The organism is Acinetobacter sp. LipI_15, from assembly GCF_058242865.1.
On sequence record NZ_JBZAYN010000001.1, the window covers coordinates 1,421,238 to 1,442,701 of the forward strand.

General features: G+C 38.5%; 22 protein-coding genes and 1 riboswitch. Of the genes, 6 read left to right on the forward strand and 16 right to left on the reverse strand.

The genetic code is table 11. The annotated features are described in order from the left end of the window. Nucleotides 1-66 precede the first annotated feature (66 nt). A complete protein-coding gene (locus AC4CU0_RS06865; protein WP_252725827.1) occupies nucleotides 67-330 on the reverse strand; it encodes a hypothetical protein in 264 nt (87 codons plus the stop codon). 440 nt (nucleotides 331-770) lie between these two features. Beyond that, nucleotides 771-1,544, reverse strand: a complete 774-nt coding sequence (locus tag AC4CU0_RS06870) for a hypothetical protein (RefSeq protein ID WP_490742755.1) — start codon at nucleotides 1,542-1,544, stop codon at nucleotides 771-773. Between the two features lie 229 nt (nucleotides 1,545-1,773). After that, a riboswitch (glycine riboswitch) is annotated at nucleotides 1,774-1,864 on the forward strand. Nucleotides 1,865-1,999: 135 nt separating this feature from the next. Between AC4CU0_RS06870 and AC4CU0_RS06875 the strand changes: the two genes are divergently transcribed. Further along, the gene (locus AC4CU0_RS06875; protein ID WP_490742756.1) at nucleotides 2,000-3,241 is read left to right on the forward strand and encodes a D-amino acid dehydrogenase; all 1,242 of its coding nucleotides are present in this window, start codon (nucleotides 2,000-2,002) and stop codon (nucleotides 3,239-3,241) included. Nucleotides 3,242-3,334: 93 nt separating this feature from the next. On the opposite strand, the gene AC4CU0_RS06880 is transcribed toward AC4CU0_RS06875, so the two are convergent. After that, on the reverse strand, nucleotides 3,335-3,985 hold the full coding sequence (locus AC4CU0_RS06880; RefSeq protein WP_490742757.1) for an A1S_1983 family putative colistin resistance protein: 651 nt from the start codon (nucleotides 3,983-3,985) through the stop codon (nucleotides 3,335-3,337). A gap of 100 nt (nucleotides 3,986-4,085) precedes the next feature. Between AC4CU0_RS06880 and ispF the strand changes: the two genes are divergently transcribed. After that, nucleotides 4,086-4,574, forward strand: a complete 489-nt coding sequence (gene ispF, locus AC4CU0_RS06885) for a 2-C-methyl-D-erythritol 2,4-cyclodiphosphate synthase (protein ID WP_168378679.1) — start codon at nucleotides 4,086-4,088, stop codon at nucleotides 4,572-4,574. Here ispF and AC4CU0_RS06890 read toward each other — a convergent pair. The 3 genes from AC4CU0_RS06890 to AC4CU0_RS06900 form a co-directional block, all read right to left on the reverse strand. Then, on the reverse strand, nucleotides 4,562-5,086 hold the full coding sequence (locus AC4CU0_RS06890) for a protein tyrosine phosphatase family protein (protein ID WP_180003786.1): 525 nt from the start codon (nucleotides 5,084-5,086) through the stop codon (nucleotides 4,562-4,564). The genes ispF and AC4CU0_RS06890 overlap by 13 nt on opposite strands. A gap of 57 nt (nucleotides 5,087-5,143) precedes the next feature. After that, a complete protein-coding gene (locus AC4CU0_RS06895) occupies nucleotides 5,144-6,235 on the reverse strand; it encodes a 3-deoxy-7-phosphoheptulonate synthase (protein WP_143221612.1) in 1,092 nt (363 codons plus the stop codon). Nucleotides 6,236-6,362: 127 nt separating this feature from the next. Next, the gene (locus AC4CU0_RS06900) at nucleotides 6,363-7,259 is read right to left on the reverse strand and encodes a sulfite exporter TauE/SafE family protein (RefSeq protein ID WP_078193863.1); all 897 of its coding nucleotides are present in this window, start codon (nucleotides 7,257-7,259) and stop codon (nucleotides 6,363-6,365) included. Between the two features lie 756 nt (nucleotides 7,260-8,015). Between AC4CU0_RS06900 and lpxB the strand changes: the two genes are divergently transcribed. Next, nucleotides 8,016-9,188: a lipid-A-disaccharide synthase gene (gene lpxB / locus AC4CU0_RS06905; RefSeq protein WP_490742758.1), complete on the forward strand. Its 1,173-nt coding sequence runs from the start codon at nucleotides 8,016-8,018 to the stop codon at nucleotides 9,186-9,188. Nucleotides 9,189-9,558: 370 nt separating this feature from the next. Here lpxB and AC4CU0_RS06910 read toward each other — a convergent pair whose 3' ends face one another. Then, nucleotides 9,559-10,509, reverse strand: a complete 951-nt coding sequence (locus AC4CU0_RS06910) for an AraC family transcriptional regulator (protein WP_490742759.1) — start codon at nucleotides 10,507-10,509, stop codon at nucleotides 9,559-9,561. 181 nt (nucleotides 10,510-10,690) lie between these two features. Here AC4CU0_RS06910 and AC4CU0_RS06915 point away from each other — a divergent pair, with 181 nt between their 5' ends. Next, nucleotides 10,691-11,896: an alkane 1-monooxygenase gene (locus AC4CU0_RS06915; RefSeq protein WP_490742760.1), complete on the forward strand. Its 1,206-nt coding sequence runs from the start codon at nucleotides 10,691-10,693 to the stop codon at nucleotides 11,894-11,896. A gap of 457 nt (nucleotides 11,897-12,353) precedes the next feature. Here AC4CU0_RS06915 and AC4CU0_RS06920 read toward each other — a convergent pair whose 3' ends face one another. The 8 genes from AC4CU0_RS06920 to AC4CU0_RS06955 all read right to left on the reverse strand — a co-directional run bounded on the left by AC4CU0_RS06920 (nucleotide 12,354) and on the right by AC4CU0_RS06955 (nucleotide 19,226). Then, nucleotides 12,354-13,298, reverse strand: coding sequence for a phosphatidate cytidylyltransferase (locus tag AC4CU0_RS06920; RefSeq protein ID WP_490742761.1), 945 nt, complete (start codon nucleotides 13,296-13,298; stop codon nucleotides 12,354-12,356). Further along, complete coding sequence (locus tag AC4CU0_RS06925) at nucleotides 13,298-13,948, reverse strand: lysophospholipid acyltransferase family protein (RefSeq protein ID WP_490742762.1); 651 nt, start codon at nucleotides 13,946-13,948, stop codon at nucleotides 13,298-13,300. The genes AC4CU0_RS06920 and AC4CU0_RS06925 overlap by 1 nt, the downstream gene beginning before the upstream one ends. 62 nt (nucleotides 13,949-14,010) lie before the next feature. Next, nucleotides 14,011-14,439 carry a hypothetical protein gene (locus AC4CU0_RS06930; protein ID WP_490742763.1) on the reverse strand — a complete coding sequence of 143 codons (429 nt, stop codon included), beginning with the start codon at nucleotides 14,437-14,439 and terminating at the stop codon, nucleotides 14,011-14,013. Beyond that, nucleotides 14,436-15,788, reverse strand: coding sequence for a phosphatase PAP2 family protein (locus tag AC4CU0_RS06935; RefSeq protein WP_490742764.1), 1,353 nt, complete (start codon nucleotides 15,786-15,788; stop codon nucleotides 14,436-14,438). Before AC4CU0_RS06935 ends, AC4CU0_RS06930 begins: the two co-directional genes overlap by 4 nt. 18 nt (nucleotides 15,789-15,806) lie before the next feature. Next, the gene (locus AC4CU0_RS06940; protein ID WP_490742765.1) at nucleotides 15,807-17,561 is read right to left on the reverse strand and encodes a bifunctional alpha/beta hydrolase/class I SAM-dependent methyltransferase; all 1,755 of its coding nucleotides are present in this window, start codon (nucleotides 17,559-17,561) and stop codon (nucleotides 15,807-15,809) included. A gap of 47 nt (nucleotides 17,562-17,608) precedes the next feature. Beyond that, a complete protein-coding gene (locus tag AC4CU0_RS06945) occupies nucleotides 17,609-18,244 on the reverse strand; it encodes a CDP-alcohol phosphatidyltransferase family protein (protein WP_168378667.1) in 636 nt (211 codons plus the stop codon). Nucleotides 18,245-18,334: 90 nt separating this feature from the next. After that, nucleotides 18,335-18,841, reverse strand: a complete 507-nt coding sequence (locus tag AC4CU0_RS06950; protein WP_490742766.1) for an acyl-CoA thioesterase — start codon at nucleotides 18,839-18,841, stop codon at nucleotides 18,335-18,337. A gap of 40 nt (nucleotides 18,842-18,881) precedes the next feature. Continuing rightward, nucleotides 18,882-19,226, reverse strand: a complete 345-nt coding sequence (locus AC4CU0_RS06955; protein ID WP_490742767.1) for an acyl-CoA thioesterase domain-containing protein — start codon at nucleotides 19,224-19,226, stop codon at nucleotides 18,882-18,884. Nucleotides 19,227-19,379: 153 nt separating this feature from the next. On the opposite strand from AC4CU0_RS06955, the gene ybaK reads away from it, so the two are divergent. Beyond that, complete coding sequence (gene ybaK, locus AC4CU0_RS06960) at nucleotides 19,380-19,847, forward strand: Cys-tRNA(Pro) deacylase (RefSeq protein ID WP_180011910.1); 468 nt, start codon at nucleotides 19,380-19,382, stop codon at nucleotides 19,845-19,847. Nucleotides 19,848-19,960: 113 nt separating this feature from the next. Here ybaK and AC4CU0_RS06965 read toward each other — a convergent pair whose 3' ends face one another. Further along, a complete protein-coding gene (locus AC4CU0_RS06965) occupies nucleotides 19,961-20,452 on the reverse strand; it encodes a hypothetical protein (RefSeq protein WP_180107185.1) in 492 nt (163 codons plus the stop codon). Nucleotides 20,453-20,809: 357 nt separating this feature from the next. On the opposite strand from AC4CU0_RS06965, the gene AC4CU0_RS06970 reads away from it, so the two are divergent. Continuing rightward, the gene (locus AC4CU0_RS06970) at nucleotides 20,810-21,079 is read left to right on the forward strand and encodes a hypothetical protein (RefSeq protein ID WP_168378663.1); all 270 of its coding nucleotides are present in this window, start codon (nucleotides 20,810-20,812) and stop codon (nucleotides 21,077-21,079) included. The last annotated feature ends 385 nt before the right edge of the window (nucleotides 21,080-21,464 follow it).

Genomic DNA, 21,464 nt, shown 5'->3' on the forward strand with positions numbered 1-21,464 from the left:
TGAATAAAAAATCCCAAAAGAAAACATAGACTAACTTTTGGGATTTTGATTTTAGACTATTTGGGCTTAAGAGTAAGCACGTAAAAATAGTCGATAGGCATCTGATGATTTTTGGTTTTTTAGCATATAGTGTGCGATTTCACCTTGGTTGGTATTCATAATCACCGCAATATCTTTTGCGTCACAGAATTGTTTAAGCACAGTATCTGGGATCATCACGGTATTAGAAGAATCAATCACATTTGAATTATCTAAGCGACGATAATTTGTTTGACCTATTGCAGGATAAGACAATACTTTGCCGTCGATCACAAAAGATATTTCATTCATATCAAGCTGCTGTTGATCATAAGAATGCAGTGAAAGTGCATACTCACCTTTATTCTTTTGCTAATCAATTGCAAGTTCAGGACATTTTTGTCCAGTTTCACACAGTAATTGACCTCGAGTAATGGTTAGTTGGATTACGTTACTGTTTTCAACGGTATTCACACCATTCAGCTTTAATGTTCTGGTTTCAAGGTTTATTTTTAGGTACGGTAATACAACCTGTGAGTAGTAGGAGTGTAAATCCTAGAACTAAATAATTTTTCATGTGTTTTTCCATGTTAGCGTTATTTTTATAAGCAATATTTATTTTGGCGCATATTCACACAGAAAAAACAAAAAAGTAAAATACATCACACTTTTCTAGTTTTGTTTGAGCACTGCTTTGATATAAGTGGTCGATATTCAAATAAAAAATATTATTAAGTGATGTAAATCTTATTTCATTGAAATTTAGATAACTTAAGTAAGATCTGTGATTTTGCGCTATCAATCTGCTCGGGATTGGTTTGTTGAGACAATTGAACACGTGGTTTTTCACCTAAAAAATATTTGATCCGTTCAGCATTTGCACCTGATGGATGGGGGAGTCCCGCTAGAATTTGTTGATCATTTAAATAGCCTAAGCTACATACATAATTTAAAACCGCATCTACACCTTTGCCTAGCGGTATATAAATTGCGTTAGTAAGCTGTTGGACCATAGGAATAAAATAATCATCAATATGTTGTTTTAATAATTCATTTTTTAGCATTGCGGGTGTTGAGCCAGCATAATTTTTTCCATTGACCAAAATGCATTGCTGTAAAACCGAGCACATTTGCACTATATCTTGATGATTGCTAAATAGCTCAGCAGTGGTCTGTATGCCTAATTGATTGTGTAATCCAATATGATCTAGCAGTTGAGTTAAATTTTTACGAATAGGGCCACTAAAAGCACCACTATTCTTGGCAAATTTAAGAATGTTTTCCTCAGATAATTGCTGTTCTAAGCCGTCTTTCGCTGCAATTAATGCATTACGCCATTGTTGCTGGCCTGGGCAGATGCCGACGATGACCACTTTTGCATCATGATTTATGGCCTCGAATGGTGCATAAAAACTTTGAACAGGCCCCAGAGTCTTAAGAAGGAGTAAATCACTTTGGGTTAATTCTTCAATAGAATGTGTTTTGATCACAGATGCAAAGCGAGAGAAAAGCGTAGAATCCGACATAAAACTTCAATCTTTCTAGTTATAAATTTCATTTAATATTTTAAACCTTTATTTTAAAGATGAAGTATTTAGGTGTAGGAAAAATGATTTTAAATTTATAACCTAACAACTTAAATCGATATAAAAATAATATTTAACAATATTGACCCAAATAGGACTTGAGATTTGGTACAAATATTGCTCATATCTAACTTAGGCAATACCAAGATGAATGCCGAATAAAAATGAATGGATGATTGCAGGAGAGAAGCACAGATTGTGCTCGCCGAAGGAGCAAGTTCCCCCAGGAAACTCTCAGGCAAAAGGACTGTAATCATATAAAAAAATCTGGAGAGAAGTAGGCTAGACCTACTCACCGAAGGGGAAGGTTCACATTGCTTCGCAAGGAACCAAAGCTCTCAGGTACCAATGACAGATGGGGCGAGCATAGGAAATATAATTTCCAAGGAGCCTATATGTGTCATATTGTTGTGATTGGTGCAGGTATTACTGGGGTAACGACAGCTTACGAACTCGGATTACTCGGTTATCGTGTCACTGTGGTTGATAAACATCTTTATCCTGCGATGGAAACGTCGTTTGCCAATGGTGGTCAATTATCAGCGTGTAATGCTGAGGTCTGGAACCAAAAAGCAACGGTGGTGAAAGGCATCAAATGGATGTCACAAAAAACCGCGCCATTATTATTAAATCCAAGTTTTAATCTACACAAATATTCATGGCTCTTTGAGTTTATGGGACATATTAAAGATTATCGTGAAAATACCCATGAGACAGTGCGTCTAGCGTTGATGGCACGTCAGCGTTTATTTGAAATAGCTGAGCATGAAAACTTACAGTTTGATTTAGAAAAACGCGGCATTTTACATTTCTTTCATAATCAACATGATTATGAGGTGGCGACTCAAGTTAATAATATGCTCTGTGAGGGTGGCTTAGAGCGTCATCCTGTGACATTAGTTGAAATCCGTGATATTGAACCTAGTCTGACAGGTGAATACTATGGTGGATTTTATTGTCCGGGGGATGCCACGGGTGACATCCATAAATTTACGACGCAGCTTGCCAAAGCAACAGAACGCTTTGATGTGAAATATATGTGGGGCTTTGAGGTGACTGACTTTGAACATCATGCAAAAGGTGTCAATGTTCAGTTAAAAGCCAGTGATGAAAATATGGAACATCCCGATGCTGATACCATACTTGAAGCAGATGCTGTGGTGGTCTGTGGTGGTGTAGGGAGTTATGAACTTGCACATAAACTCGGTGATCGCGTAAATGTGTATCCAGTCAAAGGATATTCAATCACCATTAATTTAAATGATGAACAAAGTCAGGCCAATGCGCCTTGGGTAAGTCTGTTGGATGAAAGTGCCAAAATTGTGACTTCACGCTTAGGTGCAAATCGACTCCGTGTTGCAGGCACGGCAGAGTTTAATGGCTATAACCGAGACATTCGTGCAGATCGCATTCAGCCCTTAATTGATTGGTCAAATCGCAACTTTAATCTCTCTACAGAACATGTGGTGCCGTGGGCGGGTTTACGACCAATGATGCCCAATATGATGCCTGTGGTGCATGCAGGTAAGCGAGATCATATTTTCTATAATACAGGGCATGGTCACCTTGGATGGACTTTATCTGCGGCAACAGCTGCAATGATTAGCCAGCAAGTGCAGCAAACACATCCGATTTAACTGACATATTGTAGACATCAAAAAATTGTAGATATCAAAAAAGCCTCAATGTTGAGGCTTTTTTGTATGTTTCTAAGTCATTTGAAATTGATCTTAATCATATAAGCGATAAATCCCTGCAAAACGTTCACAGCCTTTTTGTTCAGTTTTTACTGAGAGTAAGGCTTTACTGTAATTGAACTGATATTTGCAGTCGTGTTCATTATCGGTGATTTGATTTTTTTGTTCGGGTGTTGTGTAGGCTAAAAATGGAATGGTTTGTGTTTCAACTCGATTGTTCGGATTACGATAGGCAATTCCTTCGATTTTGATGCTGTCTTTGCCCAGTTGATGCACTTTTAAATGTACAGGTGATGTCGCAAAATGGCCATTTTCAAATTTAAGATAATGCTGTGTTAAACTTTGGTTCATCGAGGTATAAATATTCAAATCTTCATGGCGAAGCTCAAATTGTTGTTTGAAACACTCCAAGTTTTTGCATTGCTGAACTCGGCTATACCATAATTTTTGCGTATCTATCAGTAAGCGTACAGGGGCATCGGTAATCAACTGTGCCGTTAAAAAAAGCCCATCTAGCTTTTCACGTTGTTCTTCAAAACCGTTAGAACAGTAATTTTTTTTTGCCTGAGTATTGGCATGATCACAGTCAATCTTTTCTGCATGCGTAAACGTCGCTAGGCCAGAACCTATTAGCAGAACCAGTCCGAATTTTTTGATGATATTTATTTCAGTTTTCAACAGCATGATCGCTTATACTTTCACTATGTTGCGCTTGCCCACACTATAGCGAAATAGAAAGCGTGAATACAAGATTTCAATCATTATTTTCTCAAGGAACTCAAGCATGATAGCTCAAATTCGTATCGGTCAGGGCATGGATGTACATGCATTTGAAGAAGGTGACTTTGTAACGCTTGCTGGTGTTCAAATTCCACATACACATGGACTCAAAGCACATTCAGATGGTGATGTGGTACTGCACGCGCTTTGTGATGCATTATTAGGAGCTTTGGCACTTGGAGATATTGGTCAGCATTTTCCAGATACAGATCCAAAATTTAAAGGTGCCGATAGTCGAGTACTTTTAAAACACGTCTACCAACTGATTTTAGATCGTGGATATGTACTTAATAATGCTGATATTACCGTGGCTTGTGAGCGCCCTAAACTAGCAAAACATAATTTAGAAATGCGTCAAAGTATCGCAGATGTTATGGATGTTGAAGTTACACAAATTAGCATCAAAGCGACCACCACCGAAAAATTAGGGTTTACCGGTCGCCAAGAAGGTATTCTTTCTACTGCAACAGTACTAATTTCTCACGCAAAATGATCTGGATGGATCAGCGCATGTTGTAAATCTTGAGTTGCTTTACGGCCTTGGAGTTGTAAGGCAACCGCATGGATTAAACCTGTCCATGTTTCATTAGGTTCCCAAATTTGATGCATAAATTCTTGAGCCTTTGGCATATCAACATCCATATAGTATTGACGGTATAAATACATCAAACTGCTGACACGGAAGTTTTTCGCACAGTGTAGCCAAACCGTTTGACCTTGAACCAAATGGTCAATCATATCGAGTACTAAAAGGCATTGATCATCTGAAGGGGTATCCCAAGAGATTGGAACTTGGATGTAGTTCAGGCCTAGATCTAGGCAAATGCGGTCTTCATGCTCGATATGATTGGATGCATCAGTCAGCGCTAAATTAATAACCGTTGAAACACCATATTCTTTGATCGTTTGAAGCTCAGAAGGAGATGGTTGACCGGACGTTAATAAGTGTTCATGTATATATTGGAAGTTTTCAATGTGACTTAACGCATTTTCGATTTCATTCATCTGACAAATAATCCTTCAAAGTAAAACGCCATCTCGAAGATGGCGTTTTTCATTCACTTAGCGTGTCGGTAACACGTCTTTAAGTGCTTCATGCATCTCTAACAAGACTTTTTCAGTCGTATCCCAATCGATACAGCCATCAGTCACTGATTTACCATATTCGAGGTCACAGAGGTTGGCAGGAATATCCTGACGACCACCTTTTAAGTGACTTTCAACCATAATACCCACGATTGACTTGTTTCCGTCAAGGATTTGTTCAGTAATATTTTTCAGAACAAGGGGTTGTAGGTACGGGTCTTTGTTTGAGTTTGCATGACTGGTATCAATCATGATTTTGCCACTAACTTTTGCTTTGGCTAATGCCGCTTCAGCATCTGCAACTGAACCTGCGTCGTAGTTTGGTTTACCGTTACCGCCACGAAGTACAACGTGTGCATATGGGTTACCACTAGTACGAATAACAGAAACTTGACCTTGGTCACTTAAGCCCAAGAAGCTATGACCATGTTTAACAGATTGCATGGCATTGGTCGCAACGGTTAAACCGCCATCTGTACCATTTTTAAAGCCCACAGGTGAAGAAAGCCCAGAAGACATTTCACGATGTGTTTGGCTTTCAGTGGTACGCGCACCAATCGCTGACCAAGAGATAAGATCTTGGTAGTACTGTGGTGAGTTTGGATCGAGCGCTTCAGTTGCACAAGGCAAACCTTTTTCATTCAATTCAAGTAAAAGTTTACGACCAATACGTAAGCCTTTTTCGATGTTGAAAGAGTCGTTCATATCTGGGTCATTAATTAGACCTTTCCAACCTACAGTGGTACGTGGTTTTTCAAAATACACACGCATCACGACATAGATCGTATCTTGGATTTTGTCACTTAAAACTTTTAAACGGTCAGCATAATCATGTGCAGCAACTGTGTCGTGAATTGAACATGGGCCAATGACAACAAAAAGACGTTTGTCATTTCCATCTAAAATATTACGTACAGTTTCACGGCCCTTAAGGACTGTTTGATAGGCAGTTTCAGTCAGAGGTAGCTCTTTTTTTAGTTCTGCAGGAGTAACAAGAGGCTGAATGCTTTTTACATTCACGTCATCAATGTCGTTTTGGGTAATAGAATTTGACTGTAAAGTATTCATTGCCGTCACTGGTTTGATTATACAAAAGGTTGTTTCGTGAGCCGAATATAACATGAATATAGCATTCAAATGTTATAAAAAAGATCAATAAGTCTCTGAAAAAAAAGTGATGAATCGGGCAGTTAATTTAAACCTGCTGACTATTCACCGTCGGTGCGATCAACATTGCAGTTGTTGGTTTTTCGACAGGTTTTGATTTTACTGGATTAATGATGAAATTCATGCCTAAAACAAACAAGGTAATGCCTAAGACTTTACGAATGACTTTTTCAGGTAAACGTGAGCTGATTAAAGTTCCGACCACAATTGCAGGAATAGAACCCACCAATAACCAACCCAATAAATGAAAATCGACATTACCTGAGCTCATATGACCCAAGCCTGCAACCAGTGTAAGAAGCACGGCATGTACGACGTCAGAACCAATAATACGAATCATCGGTAAGTTCGGGAACATGAGCACCAAGGCCATAATACCGAAGGCACCTGCACCAACAGACGATAGGGTAACGAATACGCCTAAAATAATCCCCATAATGATGATATATGCACGCTTATTTTTTGCTTGGAAATTGATACGTTCAAGATCCGCACTCATATCATCTAACTGATCAGTTTTTCGAAATTTATTAAAGAATTTTTCAATATGACCACGGAAAATAATTGAGATCCCAGTAATCGTCAGCATAAAACCCAAAAACATGGTTAATACGGTTTTGTAATGTGTCGATTGGCTCAGATAGTTTTCAAGGACCCAATGGGTCGCAAAAGACGCAGGGATACTGCCGACAGCAAGCCAAATAACAATGGTCCATACAATATTCATTTTACGTGCATGAACTAAAGAACCACAAAATTTTGAAATTGCGGCATATAGTAGGTCTGTGCCGATCGCAATATGGGGTTCAATTTTATACAGGCTGATCAGGATCGGGGTCATCAATGAACCACCGCCAACGCCGGTAATACCTACGCAGAAACCTACAATTACACCTGCCAGAATGAACTCTAAAGGACCGACCATCGCTGAATGCCAAATATCAAAAAACGTGCATATCTTATGACTAATTGATATAAGTCGTTGTCTCGATTAGTGATTTGCTTGTGAAAAAAATAGATAAAGAGTGGTTTTAATTTGGAAAATAAAGGATTTTAAATAAGCTAAGTTATTGATTTCGGCTTTCTCACGTGGGGGATAGTTCAAATGGAGATTATGCTGCAGTGAAATCATGTATTAAGAATATAAAGGAGTGACGATCTGAAAATAGATATCCAATGTCTAAAACGCACCGTAGATTTTATATTCCTAATCTTCAATTTGTTATTTATCGATATAGGCGACTGTGAACTTAAAGTCCATTCCTGCAAAATCTAATACTCCTTAAAAAGATAAGGTTTCGCCATTATTCGAATATGGGTAGAAGGACACTAACTAGACATTTTAAACATGCGACAGGGCTACTATCGTCACTTGGTTAAATAATGAAAGACTGCGATATGTGGCTGAATTGCTTGAAGTGACGGATTATTCGATTGATAAAATTGCGGAAAGCGCGGGTTTTAATACCGCAGTGCTATTTCGTAAACTCTTTTAAGAATAAATACGGCACAAATCCGAATCATTGGCGGAAAAATTTTAATCAGCAGCTAAATAGCAGTGATGAATATTCCTAAAATGTTGAATTAAAGACGTGCAGCTTTTTTTTGGAAATCTATTAACTTTGTGAAGGACTCGTATAGAATCTATAGCTAAAGAACATTGAGTTAAAAGGACAGACTTTTGCAAAATCGGAAACTGAAAATTGGCATCGTGGTTGGGGAAGTATCCGGGGATACATTAGGCGCCAAGCTTATCCGCAGTTTTCGAGAGCAAGGGATTGATGCGGAATTTGAAGGCATCGGCGGTCCGCAAATGATTGCAGAAGGTTTTAATAGCTATTATCCGATGGATATTTTATCGGTAATGGGGATTGTTGAGGTCTTAAAAGATATTAAAAAACTCTTTGCTGTACGCGATGGTCTGGTTGAAAAATGGACTGAAAATCCTGTCGATGTTTTTGTGGGGATTGATGCGCCGGATTTTAATTTGCGTTTATCTAAGAGCTTAAAGCAAAAACAGCTACCAATTAAAACAGTGCAATATGTTAGCCCTTCAGTGTGGGCGTGGCGCCAAGGCCGTGTGCATGGCATCAAGGCGAGTATCGATTTAGTCCTTTGTTTATTTCCTTTCGAAAAAGCGTTTTTCCAAAAATGGCAAGTTCTGGCTGCATTTGTCGGACATCCATTGGCAAGTCAGTTGCCTTTAGATAATCCACTCGTTGCGGCTAAACACGAGTTAGGCTTAGATGAGCATCAAAAACACATTGCATTACTTCCGGGCAGCCGTCGCGGTGAAATTGAGCGCTTAGGGCCTTTGGTACTGTCCGCCGCACAGATTTTGACGGAGCAGCATCCAGACTATGTGTTCCTGATTCCTGCAATCAATGATGCACGTAAACAGCAAATCGAATTGTTGCTCAAGCAGTACCCTGAAGCATTACAAGCCAAAGTTCGCTTGATGGAAAACAACGATACCGAATCTAAAATTGGCCGTCTGGTGATGAACGCATCGAATATTGTCGCTTTGGCTTCGGGTACAGCGACTTTAGAAGCGATGCTTTTACACCGTCCAATGGTGACCTTTTATAAGTTAAATTGGCTGACTTACCATGTGGTGAAATTGCTGATCAAAATTCCGTATTATTCATTGCCAAATATTATTGCGGGCAAAAAGGTGATTCAGGAACTCATCCAACATGATGCAACGCCTGAAAAATTAGCAGCAGAAATTGAAAGCTTGATGGATGTTGAAAAATCGCAAATTCAAGTGATGCAGCACATCACCATGCATAAACAACTGCTTTCAGGCAACAGTGAAAACCCTGTGGAAGCGATTTTAAAGCTTTTAAATTAAATAACTGATGTTACGCAGTAACATCAGGAGCGTAATTTAATTTAAATAAAAGTATGATACACGGTAACGTCATCCGCAACTGTTCGACGCAGGACTACTTCTAATCAAAAAAGTTTTTGCGATACTTTGAGTAATTTGACGCTAGTGAACGAGTTTTGTCGGTGAGGTGCATTGCACCGTAAGATGGTTTCCTTGCGAAGCTTCGCTTCTCATTTTGCCGAATGAGAAACAACGTTTCGTAAGAGTACCTCCAGCCGAAGGCTAATCCCTTTATTCAATCCCTAGATGTAAGACTCCGTCGAATAAAATTAAAAATCATTTTAAAAATGCAAAATTACTTTTATGTGCGTAACGTCAGTTAAATAAACCTCTAAGGTGACTCAGTTTTTGCGAGTTGATGCTGCTGTCGATACTGGCTCGGTGTGAGATCATAAAACTTTTTAAAAGTTTGGCTAAATGCCGTTTCAGATGAGTAACCTATACGATGGGCAATTTGCTGAATAGTGAGTTGCCCCATTTGTAAGTGCTGTGTTGCCAGTCGCAAACGATGTTGCTGCAAATAGGCGAGTGGTGATTCACCGAGCATTTGAGTAAATAAACTGGCAAATTTAGAACGCGACATACAACATTGTTCTGCCAAACTTTCGACGGTCCAAGCATGCTGCGGTTGTTCATGAATCGCGGCCAAAGCGTTGGATAATTCAGGATGACTCAAGGCATGCAACCAACTGCTTGAATCTGACAAGGCTGCAATATAATCACGCACACATTCGATAAATAAAATACTCACCAAATGATCCAAAATTTTGTCGCGGCCTGGACGGATCTGATGCGCTTCAACGGCCAGAAAATGTAAGCCAATTTGCAACCATTCCGGTGCGGTACTGCTCATAATGTGTGGTGTATGTAACAGCGTGGGGAGGGCATTCACTAAAGGCTTTGCCATAATGCTGTCGACATGTCCACGGATCGCTAGTACAAATAATTCTTCTGCTTCGTGAGATTCGGCAGAATTTAATTCAATGGTTTTATTTCGTTGCTCTTGAAACAGTGGTGTGATGTTCACTGATTCGACCAAGATATCAGACTGTATAGATTTGCAGTGGTGGTTTTGCCCTGACGGAATAAGGCAAAGATCGCCAGCTTCAAGTAAGACCTGCTCTTGATCTATATGTACAACACACTGACCTTGAATCACTACATACGCAACCATGGCATTGTGATCTTGAAAATGAAAAGCCCAAGGATGCTTTGATCTCAAATAAATATATTCAGATCGGTGGAGATGAATATCATCAAAAATTTTACTTAAAGCATCCATATTTCAAATATTTACTCATATTAATTTTCTATTTATAGATGGTCATTATGTGCTTAAAGGTCAACATTTATCCTTAAATGCCAAAGACGATCACATAGTTTTTTTGGACGCTTAAAACTGTTCTGGCTGCCCATATTTTACGAATATAAACACAGAAGAAGTAATTAGGGAAGTCTAGCGCATGAATGCACCAGTAAAATTAAATGAACAGCAGCTCGCTCAGTTAGAAAGCAAAATCGGTAGTGTTTTAGATAAAAAACGTTATGGTTGGCTATTGAGTCCAGGTTTACCAGTCATTGGTATGGGGATCTTGGCGGGTTATCATTTTGGTCCAAAACCGACAAAAAAACTATTTGCCATGGGCGGGCCGCTTCTACTGCATGTCATTATTCCTGCACTAGATGCACTGATCGGTGATGATGCCAACAATCCGACAGATGATGACATCAAAGTTTTAGTGAATGATCCCTATTATGATCGTATCGTCAAATTATTTATTCCACTGCAAATGGCGGCGAATGCTTTTGCTGGCTATGTGGTTACCCGTAAAGATGTTTCAATATTAGATCAAGTTCTACTTGGGATTTCGATGGGTGCCATCAATGGCGTCGGTGTAAATACAGCACATGAACTCTGCCATCGACCACATAAAAAAGACCATTACTGGGCACATGCGACGCTCGCACCTTTAGGTTATAGCCATTTCCGCATTGAACATCCTTATGGACACCATAAACGTGCGGCAACGCCTGAAGATCCTGCATCTTCAAAAATGGGCGAAACCTTTTATGAGTTTTGGCCACGCACTGTATTTGGTGGAATTAAATCGGCGGTGCAGATTGAGAAACAACGTTTAAAACGTAAAGGTTTAAGTTTCTTTTCGAAGGAAAATGAACTGTTTCATGGTTGGGCGATGAGTGCAGGTTTTCATGCCTCGATGCTGAAAATGTTTGGTAAAGGCGTGACACCGTATTTAGTTACACAGGCCTTTTATGGAATCAGCCTTTTTGAAATTATTAATTATATTGAACATTATGGCCTGAAGCGTGAGCAAAAACCGGATGGAAGTTATGCGCGAACCATGCCTGAACATAGTTGGAATAACAATAATATTGTGACCAATCTATTTTTGTATCAATTACAGCGACATTCAGACCATCATGCATATCCGACTCGCCCTTTTCAGGCATTAAGACATTTTGATGAAGCGCCAGAGTTGCCTAGCGGCTATGCCACTATGCTAATTCCTGCTTTAGTCCCATCGATTTGGTTTAAGATGATGGATAAACGGGTCTATGATCACTATCAAGGTGATTTAACTAAAGCCAATATTCATCCTAAACGTCGTGCAAGTATTTTTAAAAAGTTTGCAATTTCAGTCGTTTAAATCGAATACCTGATGAGAAGAATCCCAAGCTTGTTTGCTTGGGATTTTTTTATTGTGCGTATTATTAACCGATGCTACGCAGTAACATCAGAAGCGCACGTTGATTCAAATAAAAGAACGATACACGGTAACGTCATCCGCAACTGTTTGAGACAGGACTAATTGTAATCAAAAATGTTTCTGCGATTCTTTGAATAATTTGCCGCTAGTGAACTATTTTTACGGTGAGGAGCAATGCTCCGCAAGATTGTTTCATTATGAAGCACGCTTCTCATTTTGCCGAATAAGAAACAACGCTTCGTAAGAGTATCTCCAGCCGAAGGCTAAGATCTTTATTCAATCCTTAGATGTAAGACTCCGTCGCATAGACTTAAAAATCATTTTTAAAATGTAAAATTAATTCTACGTGCGTAACATCATTTAAAATCCCAAATTCTGTTTAAAACGGAGTCATTTCTTAAGACCACCAATAGCGCAAAATGTGGAAAAAAATCGGTGCAGAAAAGCAGATTGAATCAATTCGGTCGAGCATGCCACCATGGCCTTGGATAAGTTGTCCCCAATCTTTTACACCACGATCGCGTTTAATAGCCGACATGACAAGACCACCAAAGAAACCAAATATACAAACAATAAAGCCAATACATACAGCCTGTAGATAGCTAAAGGGTGTAAGCCATGACATAGCCACGCCTAGTGCAGTAGCTAAAGCAATGCCTCCGATTAATCCTTCTACGGTCTTAGATGGTGAAAGTATCGGTGCGACTTTGTGTTTTCCAAATAGCTTGCCACAGACATATTGTAAGACATCGGAGGCTTGTACCACCATGATCAGCCAGATCGCTAGCCAAATTTTTTCACCTTCAAATCCGGGAAGTTTAAGATTTAATAGCGCAGGCACATGCGAAATACAGAATACGCTGACCATCAGTCCCCATTGAATTTTTGAACTGCGTTCTAAAAATCGCGTGGTATCTTCGGCTTTGAGTGTAGCGATAGGGATAAGAAGAAATACATACAGTGGAATAAAAATAGAATATAGCCCATACCAATCGATATACACCAAGTAATACTGGTAAGGAATGACAAAATAAAAAGCGATCAGCAAAGGAAGATAATCACCGCGACGGGTTGGGAGCAAGCTGATAAATTCACGTAAAGCAAAGAGTGAAATCAACGCAAACAGGATCACAAAGGCAATTTTGCCTAATGAAATTGCTACACCAAGTACCAACAACATGACCCACCATGCATTGATCCGCGCATTTAAATTGTCGATGACCGGTGCAGGTGCATAACCCGCTTTAAATTTTAGTATTGAGCTAATGGTTGAGGCAATAATCAAAATAATCGCAAAGATACCAAACAATACATAAGTCATTTGCGCATTGGTGAATTCCATTATTGATACTCCAATGCTTTTAATTTGAGTAATTCTTCCTGAGCGTAGTTTAAAAACTCAGATTTGTTCTGTTCATTATGAACTTCTAAAGGCTTACCAAAAATAACGGTAGATAATAATGGCAATGGTATTAGCGCACCTTTAGGCATGACACGTTTTAAATTTGAGATCCACACCGGTACAATTTCAACATCAGGAAATTGATTTTTGAGATGGAATAAACCGCTTTTAAACTCTAATAATTCAACGTCATCATTTAAATTCCGAGTGCCTTCAGGAAAGAAAATAATCGAGTCACCTTGTGCTAATACGGTTTTGATCGGTTCTAATGGATCTTGATTTTGCTCTCGATTTCGCTGAATAGTGACGCCAGTAAACGTATCTTGAATGAGAAAACGTCGAAAGCCATCTTTTAGCCAATAATCCGAAGCCGCTACAGGACGCGTATTCCGTCTGAGATCTGTCGGTAGTGATGACCAAAGCAAAATAAAGTCGATATGGCTATTATGATTTGCATAATAAATACGCTGTTTCATAACCGGTTTGCACCCGACCCATAGACTCCGCGCGCCCGTGAGCAGCCGCGCACCACGACGAGTGAGAAAGGCAATATAGCGAGCAATTGAACGGCTTAAAAAAATACCTTTCATTGGTGAGTGAGAATTCCCTGAAGTGTCTATTGGATTTGGCATGGCTTCAAATTATTGTAAATTTATCTATACAGTAAAAATATGCAGATGAATGCGATGTATTGCAAGCAAAGCACAAATATCTGCCATTTAAATAAAGCCAGACAACCTAACTCACGCAGCTCCCATGCGCGACCACATTTATTTGCAGGCATTAATTTTAAGTTGATTAAACTTAAGTCCAGCTCCTTGGTGGTTTGTTCAAGGTTTTGAGTTTGGCTGTATTCAGCGACAGTGGCTAAAAGTGCCGAATCAAATTTGATTCTCAGGCTTAAATAATGTTGTATTCCGAGCAAAACTAGACAAATTAATATATATAGCAAATCGAATAGCATCACATTGCCAAACTGGATGATGAGCCAGAGCGTGAGAATCGCTGCCACATAAGCTGAGATGAGCAACCCTGTGGTAGATTGCAACAACTTTGATAGCACCACAAGTTGTAAATTCATGGTGCAAGTCCTTTAAGTTTCAAACGATAAGTATTTAAATGTTTTATTTGCGGTGTTTTAAGCACAACCCAAGGACGGTTATGGCGAATAATCCGTAAAACATCTTCGACTGAATATTCAGGATGTTGTTTCAATAATAATGCGGCAACTACAGCACTACTTCGTGAATATCCCAAAGCACAGAAGACCAAGATGTTTTGTGCTTCATCATTGTTATTAGATTTCAAGAATAGTTCTAAAGACTCTACAGCATTATGTAGCTGATTGGCCTGTAAAGGAATCAGGTCTAAACACAAGTTTTGGGCATATGAGCACTTTGGATAAGTGGGCAATTCTGCGCAACAATCGAGTAAAGCATCATATTGTTGCATGACCTGTTTGGACGGATAGCGACCTAAATAAATATAACTCTGATTGATTTTGATGATTTTAGAATCTTTAGGATGGCGATAGGTCCAGATTCGGCTATTGATCCAAGCAAATACAAAGTAAGGCGCAAACAATATTTTTGCAGCAATGGTCATATCACCATGACTGAGTTTTTGAAAAAAATGCGGTCGATTGAATAAATATGCAAACGAAACTAAAAGCAGACTGCTTGCAGGATAGAGCAGCCAAAGCCACCAACCTTTTGCATGTGCGATTGCGCTACACAATAAGGCAGCAAACAGATAAAGGATGCCGATTTTAATGTGCTTTAAGCTTAGACGACTCTGTCGGTTTTGAGCCCAGGGCGCAGGACAGGACATCGGGAATAGCCATAAACATAAGGCACCGACTAATAAACCTGTTGGGATATCTATAAAATGGTGCTGCCAAGTGGTTAGAACCGAGAGACCGATCAAAAAGGACCAACCATCTACCAGATATTTTAGCTTACCTGTGCTATGCCGACGGAAAAAATCCCAAAGTATCACCAGTAGCACAATGTGCAGGGAAGGTGCTTGATTAAACGGTTTATCAAAGCCCATCAAGACATCAAACCATAGGCCGAAAAAACCTGTGAGTTCGGGGCGTTCAAAGCTAAAACGTAGCGGGAAAATTAAAAAGCAGCTGATTGAAAGGATTTGTGCCGAAAATAGTCGCAGGCCATGTTGTTTTAATTCAAACTTATTCCAACAAAGTAATAAAGACAATCCATAGAACAGATCAATCGACCAATAAGGCACAATACTCCATGGCCAAAGTGGAATATATTTTTCCCATTCAAAGACGATAACAGGTACAGACGCTAAACCCGCAGCGTATTGATTGGCAAAACCATAACTTAAGAAGAAAAAAGGTGCCAGAAATGCCAAACACAGTAGGCCGTATTTCCAAGTTCCTGTTTCCGTATCCAGTTTATGCATAAGATTGACCGTCCAAGCTTAAATTTTTTGTGCAACGGAAACGGTGAAAATACCAAACTCATCAATGACTTGATCGACTTTTTTGAAACCAGCTTGCTCAACCAAGGCATCCATTTCTGCTTGTGAGCGTAAACGCATGACCCATGCATCTCCTTGGCGATGTGAGGTCAGAGCACGGGCGATAAACTCTTGTTGTGGATGCCAAATTTGACCTGTGTAGATGAGATAACCATCTTTCTCAATGGCCTGACTTAAGCCAGATAAGGACTGCTTAAGTAAATCATTATCACTAAATAATTCGTATAAACCTGAGACCACGGCTAAAGTCGGTTTAGGTTCAACACTGGCTAGTGATGTGGTATCAAAGGCATCCGCTTCTACAAATTTGGCAATCTGGCTTAAACCTCTTTGCTCAATCATTGCTTGACCTGCTTGTACATTGATCGAGCTATAGTCTCTAAGCAGGATGGATTCAGGCTGCTCAGGCAGTTTTTGTACAGCATCTAAAATATAACGGCCATGACCTGCTGCAATATCCATAATCCGTACTGCGTGTTGGGCATCATTTAACTTAGAAGCATATTTCGTTAATAGCGCTTCAATATTTTGTTTTCTAACGCGAATACCACGCCAACCAATCGCATTTAAATATTGTCGATCGATGATTTTACCCAGTGCATTTTGGCTTTCTGATTTATCTCTGTAGACAAAATCTAAGGTACTGCCGGAGTCATATCCTGTCTCTTCACCAATTTTTAAACCCTTGGAAAAGAGACTACCAATTTTAAGATTTTGTTTGGTTAAGCTCCAAAATGCATGTTTTAAAGAATGCTTTGGAAGCGTTGAACTTAAGGTTTCTGCTACAGCACAGCTCGGGCCAATTTTATCGGCATCTAAAAGTTTAGGTGCGGAATAGGGTTGTTTAAAACATTGTTGAATAAAGCGATGGATTTTATCTGTGGCGATTTTGCGATGTTTTTCACCCAAAGTATCATGATAAAAACCATCTAAGACGTGAAATTCCTTCAATGGATGAGGGAGTTTTTGATAAAACGCCAATTGCGGTTTTTGATGCACCACGAAGTCAGATCCTGAACATAAGACTTGAGTAGGAACAAAAATATTTTGTGCATCTTTAACGATTCGATCTGAGGCTGCATATAGACCCAGCAGCATACGGACCGATATGGCCCGAGCGATTTGCGGGTCAGTGTCATAACTCTGCGCACGTGCAGTATCGTGCGTCAGCATTTTGGCTTTGACATAACTATTAATAAAAAAGTTGCCAGCGAATTTATTGAGAAGTGTTAAGCCAGGTTTTGCAAAAGGCACATAGAGTTTGATGTCAAATGCAGGCGAGGCAAGGCATAAAGCACGAATTTTAGGGGCATAATCATGCACCCATGTCGCGGCTAAAACAGCGCCAACGCTTTGAGCTACAATTGCTATATTTTCTGATCGAATTTGGTAATTTTGTTCTATATGCTGAACAAAATATTGAATGTCTTGAACGCATGCAGAAAAGCTCGGTGCATCTCCTCGTTCACCAGGAGTATTACCGTGACCTCGCGCATCCCAAGCGAAAAAATCAAAAACAGGCAAATTCAATTCATTGACCAAATGCGCCATTCGTCCCGAATGTTCATGGCCACGATGAAATAAGATCACCGCTTTTTTCTTACGGTTGCTTTTTAAACTGCTATTTTCCCAATGTTGATAAAACAAGGATGTTCCATCATGGCTCGTAAAGGTATGCTGAGTATTGTTATACATTGTGTTGTTCTCAAAATAATGAATCGACTGACGATCTAAACTGAAATTTATTGTGGGTTGATAATGCTATTTTTAATGCGGTTATAAATCGTAATAAATAATAAAAAGATGGTAATAATCAAAATACTATTGCAGATAAGAGACAATGTATTTAAGCCAACATTCAATATAGAAGAGGTCACGATGATGACGCAGATGATGCTAAATACAAAAGCGCGGTCACTTTTTCCCATTGGACCATCGTAACGACGTTCTTGCCCCACTAATGGCGCCATCACACCGGTATATTCGGCAAGTATGGCGAGAAAACAGGTTAAAATAAGTAATTCAGCTTGAATAAAAGCAAAACAAATTAAACTAAAATAGAGTGCTGAGTCGGAAATCACATCACATAATTCATTATAAAAAGCACCGAGTTTGGATTGTTGGTTGAACTCACGTGCCAGCATGCCATCTATGGCATTGAAGCCCATTCGAATAAGCATCCACACGGGGAAAATCAACAGTAAAATGCCAATACCGTTGTGAGAAAAATAGATATAAATAAAAAATGCCACAGCTAGCGAAATGAACATTGCCAGTAGTGTTACTTGATTTGCTGTAATACCAAGATGATGAAGTGATTTAACCAAAGGTCGAAGCAGGTTTTGAAATGCAGGCTTAAGCTGGTAGATCGAAGGCATATTATTGTTATAGCGGTATGATTTGCATGAATTTTATACGATTGATGCTTAACTTAACAAGAATTTGAATGTTAAAGATTGTCACAGGCCTCAAGATACGCCTGTATAACGCATTAAGTTTTCTTGTGTAGTACTTGCGACTAATTTTCCATCTTGCCACATTTGCCCATGACTAAGCCCACGTGATTGGGAGGTTCGGGTGGTATTCATGTCATAGAAAACCCAATCATCCACCCGAAAGGCATGATGATAATACATCGAATGATCAAGACTAGTTGCGATGAGTTCAGGAGACAGATAATTTAAACCATGTGTTTTGAGCGCCGCAGAATATAAATTATAGTCTGAATAGTATGCTGCAATGGCCTGATGTATATGAAGTTGGTCAAATTGTGCATCCAAGGCATCATGGAGTTTTAAATATTCTGCATATTGATTTTGATTTAAGACAGAAGCTTGATTGGACGGTGGAAAATCTGTCAGCACGTATTCAATTGGTTTAGATATAAGCTGAAAAGGCTGTAAAAATGTGGATAGATATTCAGGTGAAATAGATGATTGGATTTGCGCTTTATAGAATTGCTCCTCTTTGAGCATACTTGGTGGAAACTGTTGAATTTGATCTGGTTCAGGTATTTTACTCCATACCCATTTCGTTATTCATATAGGACAACATCACCATATATATTGGTTTGCCATGCTGTATGGCGGTCACTTGTCGAGTGGAAAAACTATGGCTATCACGTAAATTTTCGACTTTAAATAAGACGGGCTGATTTGCATGACCCGCAGAAATAAAGTTGGCATGTAAAGAGTGAAGTGCGAGTGTGCAGGTATAGGATGCACTGACTATGCTCTGAGCAAGTAATTCCCCACCAAAAATATAGTCACCAAACAGAGGTTTGCTATGTGCCAAAAAGTAGCCCTGATCTTTGGGCACTACAGTTAATAATTGGATGAGGTCTTGAGTCAGCGTTGTCATATTTTTTAAAATTTTTGCTTTGTTTAAATGTATTCAACTCAAACTTATTGCACAAGTCGTGTTCATGAAAAATATAAAAGTCTTCGCCGGTCTTTCGAGAATAGGCTTATAATTACGTTTTCCTAGTTGTCCGAATGGAATGACGAAAAAGCAATGACACCTGCATGTAAACTCTTAAAATCTAATAAAATCGACTTTACAATTCATGAATATGATCATGACCCAGAAGCAAAAAGTTTTGGTTTAGAAGCTGCGGAAAAACTTGGTTTAACCGTCGAAGAAGTGTTTAAAACCTTGATGGTTACGGACGATAAAAATTACTTTGTTGCCGTATTGCCTGTGGAGTTTCAGCTGAATTTGAAAAAAGTGGCCACAGCATTTGGCTGTAAAAAACTAAAAATGGCAGACCCAAAAGATGCAGAGCGTTTAACCGGTTATTTGGTTGGTGGTATTAGTCCAGTTGGACAGAAAAAACGCTTAAAAACTGTGATCGATGTTTCTGCACAGAACTTAGCTAAAATCTATGTGAGTGGTGGTAAGCGTGGTTTGGACATTGGTTTAAAACCCGAAGATTTAGCAAAAGTTTTGGGCGCAATCTTTGCTGATGTGATTGATGATTAAATGTGGTTTTTGACTACTTAAATTTAAGTGAATTTAGAGGGAATACCTTCCACTTTAAAATTTATAAAATAACAGAAGCCGCATTGAGCGGCTTTGTGGTTCGATGTCGCATCTTAATTGGGGATATTTGAAGGAGAAATCACACATGAATATTCGAACTCTCCGGGTTTAGTCTCTTTAAGTAAGTTTTCCCAAGAACTATTCTTTGTTTTAATCCAACTATAAATATCTTCATAAAATTCAGGATTGAGATTAGCTTTTTGAATATATGATTTATTTAGAAGAAATTTTGTCATCAAACACATTGAATTCAGCTCAATTGGATTTCTATTTTTTTCTAAACTAAAATTATTTTTGGCTTCAACTTCGTATTTTCTCAACATAGTTGCTTTGAGTAGTGTTGATTTAAATAATTCCATAGTTAAATCATTAGGAGGTGTTTGATTCGCTAAGGCAAAGAGATTTCCATCAATTCTCAACATAGACGGGAAAAAATTTGCCTGTACATCTAATTCTTGCTGAGGAGACGGTGAAGATTTACATCCTGTTGTTAAAATACTGCTAAAAATGAGAAAACTTATAAACTTTAAAATTTTGTTATGCATCTAGGTGAATTCCTTGTTCAGCTAAAACTTTTAACATTTTAATCTTGGTTAATTCGTATTTTGTACATACTAATACGGCTCATTTCACTTCAACTGATTATTTATAATTTGGAAGTTCTAGCTAAGACTACACTTTTGTTGTTTCGTTTTTAGCTTTGAATAACGAAAATCCATGAAGTTGCAGAAGCAAAATTTAGTAAAACTTCATGTTTAGAGGCTCATTCATTAATAGTGCTTAATTATATTTAAATGTAAAAAATACCTATAAAAAATAGGTATTTAAAATCCGACTAAAACAGTTGTATTTTAATTTAAAAGCTGTAATTTAAAAGAGCGATCTAATAAAGAGACAACAAAATGCCTTATTCAAATACTAAAGCGATTATTGAGCAAATCTATAATTTTGTATTAGAAAAACATGGTTTAGCGTCTAAAAGTCGATTTATGCAGTTATCGATTTTCTTTAAAGAATTACATGAAGGGGATGAGTCAAAATTTACCGCAGATAGGTCTTTTTATTACAAAGGAATATTTAACAACAGAGAAAAAAGTGTATTTGCGAATGCTGCGCCAGACTTTTTTGATAAGCACAAGTTTTTGGATTGGGTTGTTAAATCAATTGATTGATTTCAACCCAATCGTTTGAGTACATATTCATCATTCATGCTGTATAGCCAGTCTGAATAGAAGATATGGATCAGAAATCAGTAGGTGTTTGTTATGAAATACATGCTTATAGTCAATAAAGATGCATGATCAGTATGATGCCAGTAAAGTCTTCAATGATTAAAATTTAACTGCACATTTCGTTCTTTGATTTAAATAAAAGCTTGGTTCAAAGCAGAATATAAAAACCCATGTAAAAGACATGGGTTTTTAGTTTAAGTTGCACAATGTGATAATTTGGCTAAAAAATAATCAATTCGATTCATTTGTTCTATGCTAAATGAGAAAATTATCATTTAGTTCCATTTCAGAAAATTGTATAAATAAAAACAGAAAAGTTCATATC

Bases quoted from the DNA above. Each gene is read 5' to 3' on its own strand.
- AC4CU0_RS06865 (WP_252725827.1), bottom strand. From the start codon at position 330: ATGAATGAAATATCTTTTGTGATCGACGGCAAAGTATTGTCTTATCCT.
- AC4CU0_RS06870 (WP_490742755.1), bottom strand. From the start codon at position 1,544: ATGTCGGATTCTACGCTTTTCTCTCGCTTTGCATCTGTGATCAAAACA.
- AC4CU0_RS06875 (WP_490742756.1), top strand. From the start codon at position 2,000: ATGTGTCATATTGTTGTGATTGGTGCAGGTATTACTGGGGTAACGACA.
- AC4CU0_RS06880 (WP_490742757.1), bottom strand. From the start codon at position 3,985: ATGCTGTTGAAAACTGAAATAAATATCATCAAAAAATTCGGACTGGTT.
- ispF (WP_168378679.1), top strand. From the start codon at position 4,086: ATGATAGCTCAAATTCGTATCGGTCAGGGCATGGATGTACATGCATTT.
- AC4CU0_RS06890 (WP_180003786.1), bottom strand. From the start codon at position 5,086: ATGAATGAAATCGAAAATGCGTTAAGTCACATTGAAAACTTCCAATAT.
- AC4CU0_RS06895 (WP_143221612.1), bottom strand. From the start codon at position 6,235: ATGAATACTTTACAGTCAAATTCTATTACCCAAAACGACATTGATGAC.
- AC4CU0_RS06900 (WP_078193863.1), bottom strand. From the start codon at position 7,259: ATGGTCGGTCCTTTAGAGTTCATTCTGGCAGGTGTAATTGTAGGTTTC.
- AC4CU0_RS06910 (WP_490742759.1), bottom strand. From the start codon at position 10,509: ATGGATGCTTTAAGTAAAATTTTTGATGATATTCATCTCCACCGATCT.
- AC4CU0_RS06915 (WP_490742760.1), top strand. From the start codon at position 10,691: ATGAATGCACCAGTAAAATTAAATGAACAGCAGCTCGCTCAGTTAGAA.
- AC4CU0_RS06920 (WP_490742761.1), bottom strand. From the start codon at position 13,298: ATGGAATTCACCAATGCGCAAATGACTTATGTATTGTTTGGTATCTTT.
- AC4CU0_RS06925 (WP_490742762.1), bottom strand. From the start codon at position 13,948: ATGAAAGGTATTTTTTTAAGCCGTTCAATTGCTCGCTATATTGCCTTT.
- AC4CU0_RS06930 (WP_490742763.1), bottom strand. From the start codon at position 14,439: ATGAATTTACAACTTGTGGTGCTATCAAAGTTGTTGCAATCTACCACA.
- AC4CU0_RS06935 (WP_490742764.1), bottom strand. From the start codon at position 15,788: ATGCATAAACTGGATACGGAAACAGGAACTTGGAAATACGGCCTACTG.
- AC4CU0_RS06940 (WP_490742765.1), bottom strand. From the start codon at position 17,561: ATGTATAACAATACTCAGCATACCTTTACGAGCCATGATGGAACATCC.
- AC4CU0_RS06945 (WP_168378667.1), bottom strand. From the start codon at position 18,244: ATGCCTTCGATCTACCAGCTTAAGCCTGCATTTCAAAACCTGCTTCGA.
- AC4CU0_RS06950 (WP_490742766.1), bottom strand. From the start codon at position 18,841: ATGCTCAAAGAGGAGCAATTCTATAAAGCGCAAATCCAATCATCTATT.
- AC4CU0_RS06955 (WP_490742767.1), bottom strand. From the start codon at position 19,226: ATGACAACGCTGACTCAAGACCTCATCCAATTATTAACTGTAGTGCCC.
- ybaK (WP_180011910.1), top strand. From the start codon at position 19,380: ATGACACCTGCATGTAAACTCTTAAAATCTAATAAAATCGACTTTACA.
- AC4CU0_RS06965 (WP_180107185.1), bottom strand. From the start codon at position 20,452: ATGCATAACAAAATTTTAAAGTTTATAAGTTTTCTCATTTTTAGCAGT.
- AC4CU0_RS06970 (WP_168378663.1), top strand. From the start codon at position 20,810: ATGCCTTATTCAAATACTAAAGCGATTATTGAGCAAATCTATAATTTT.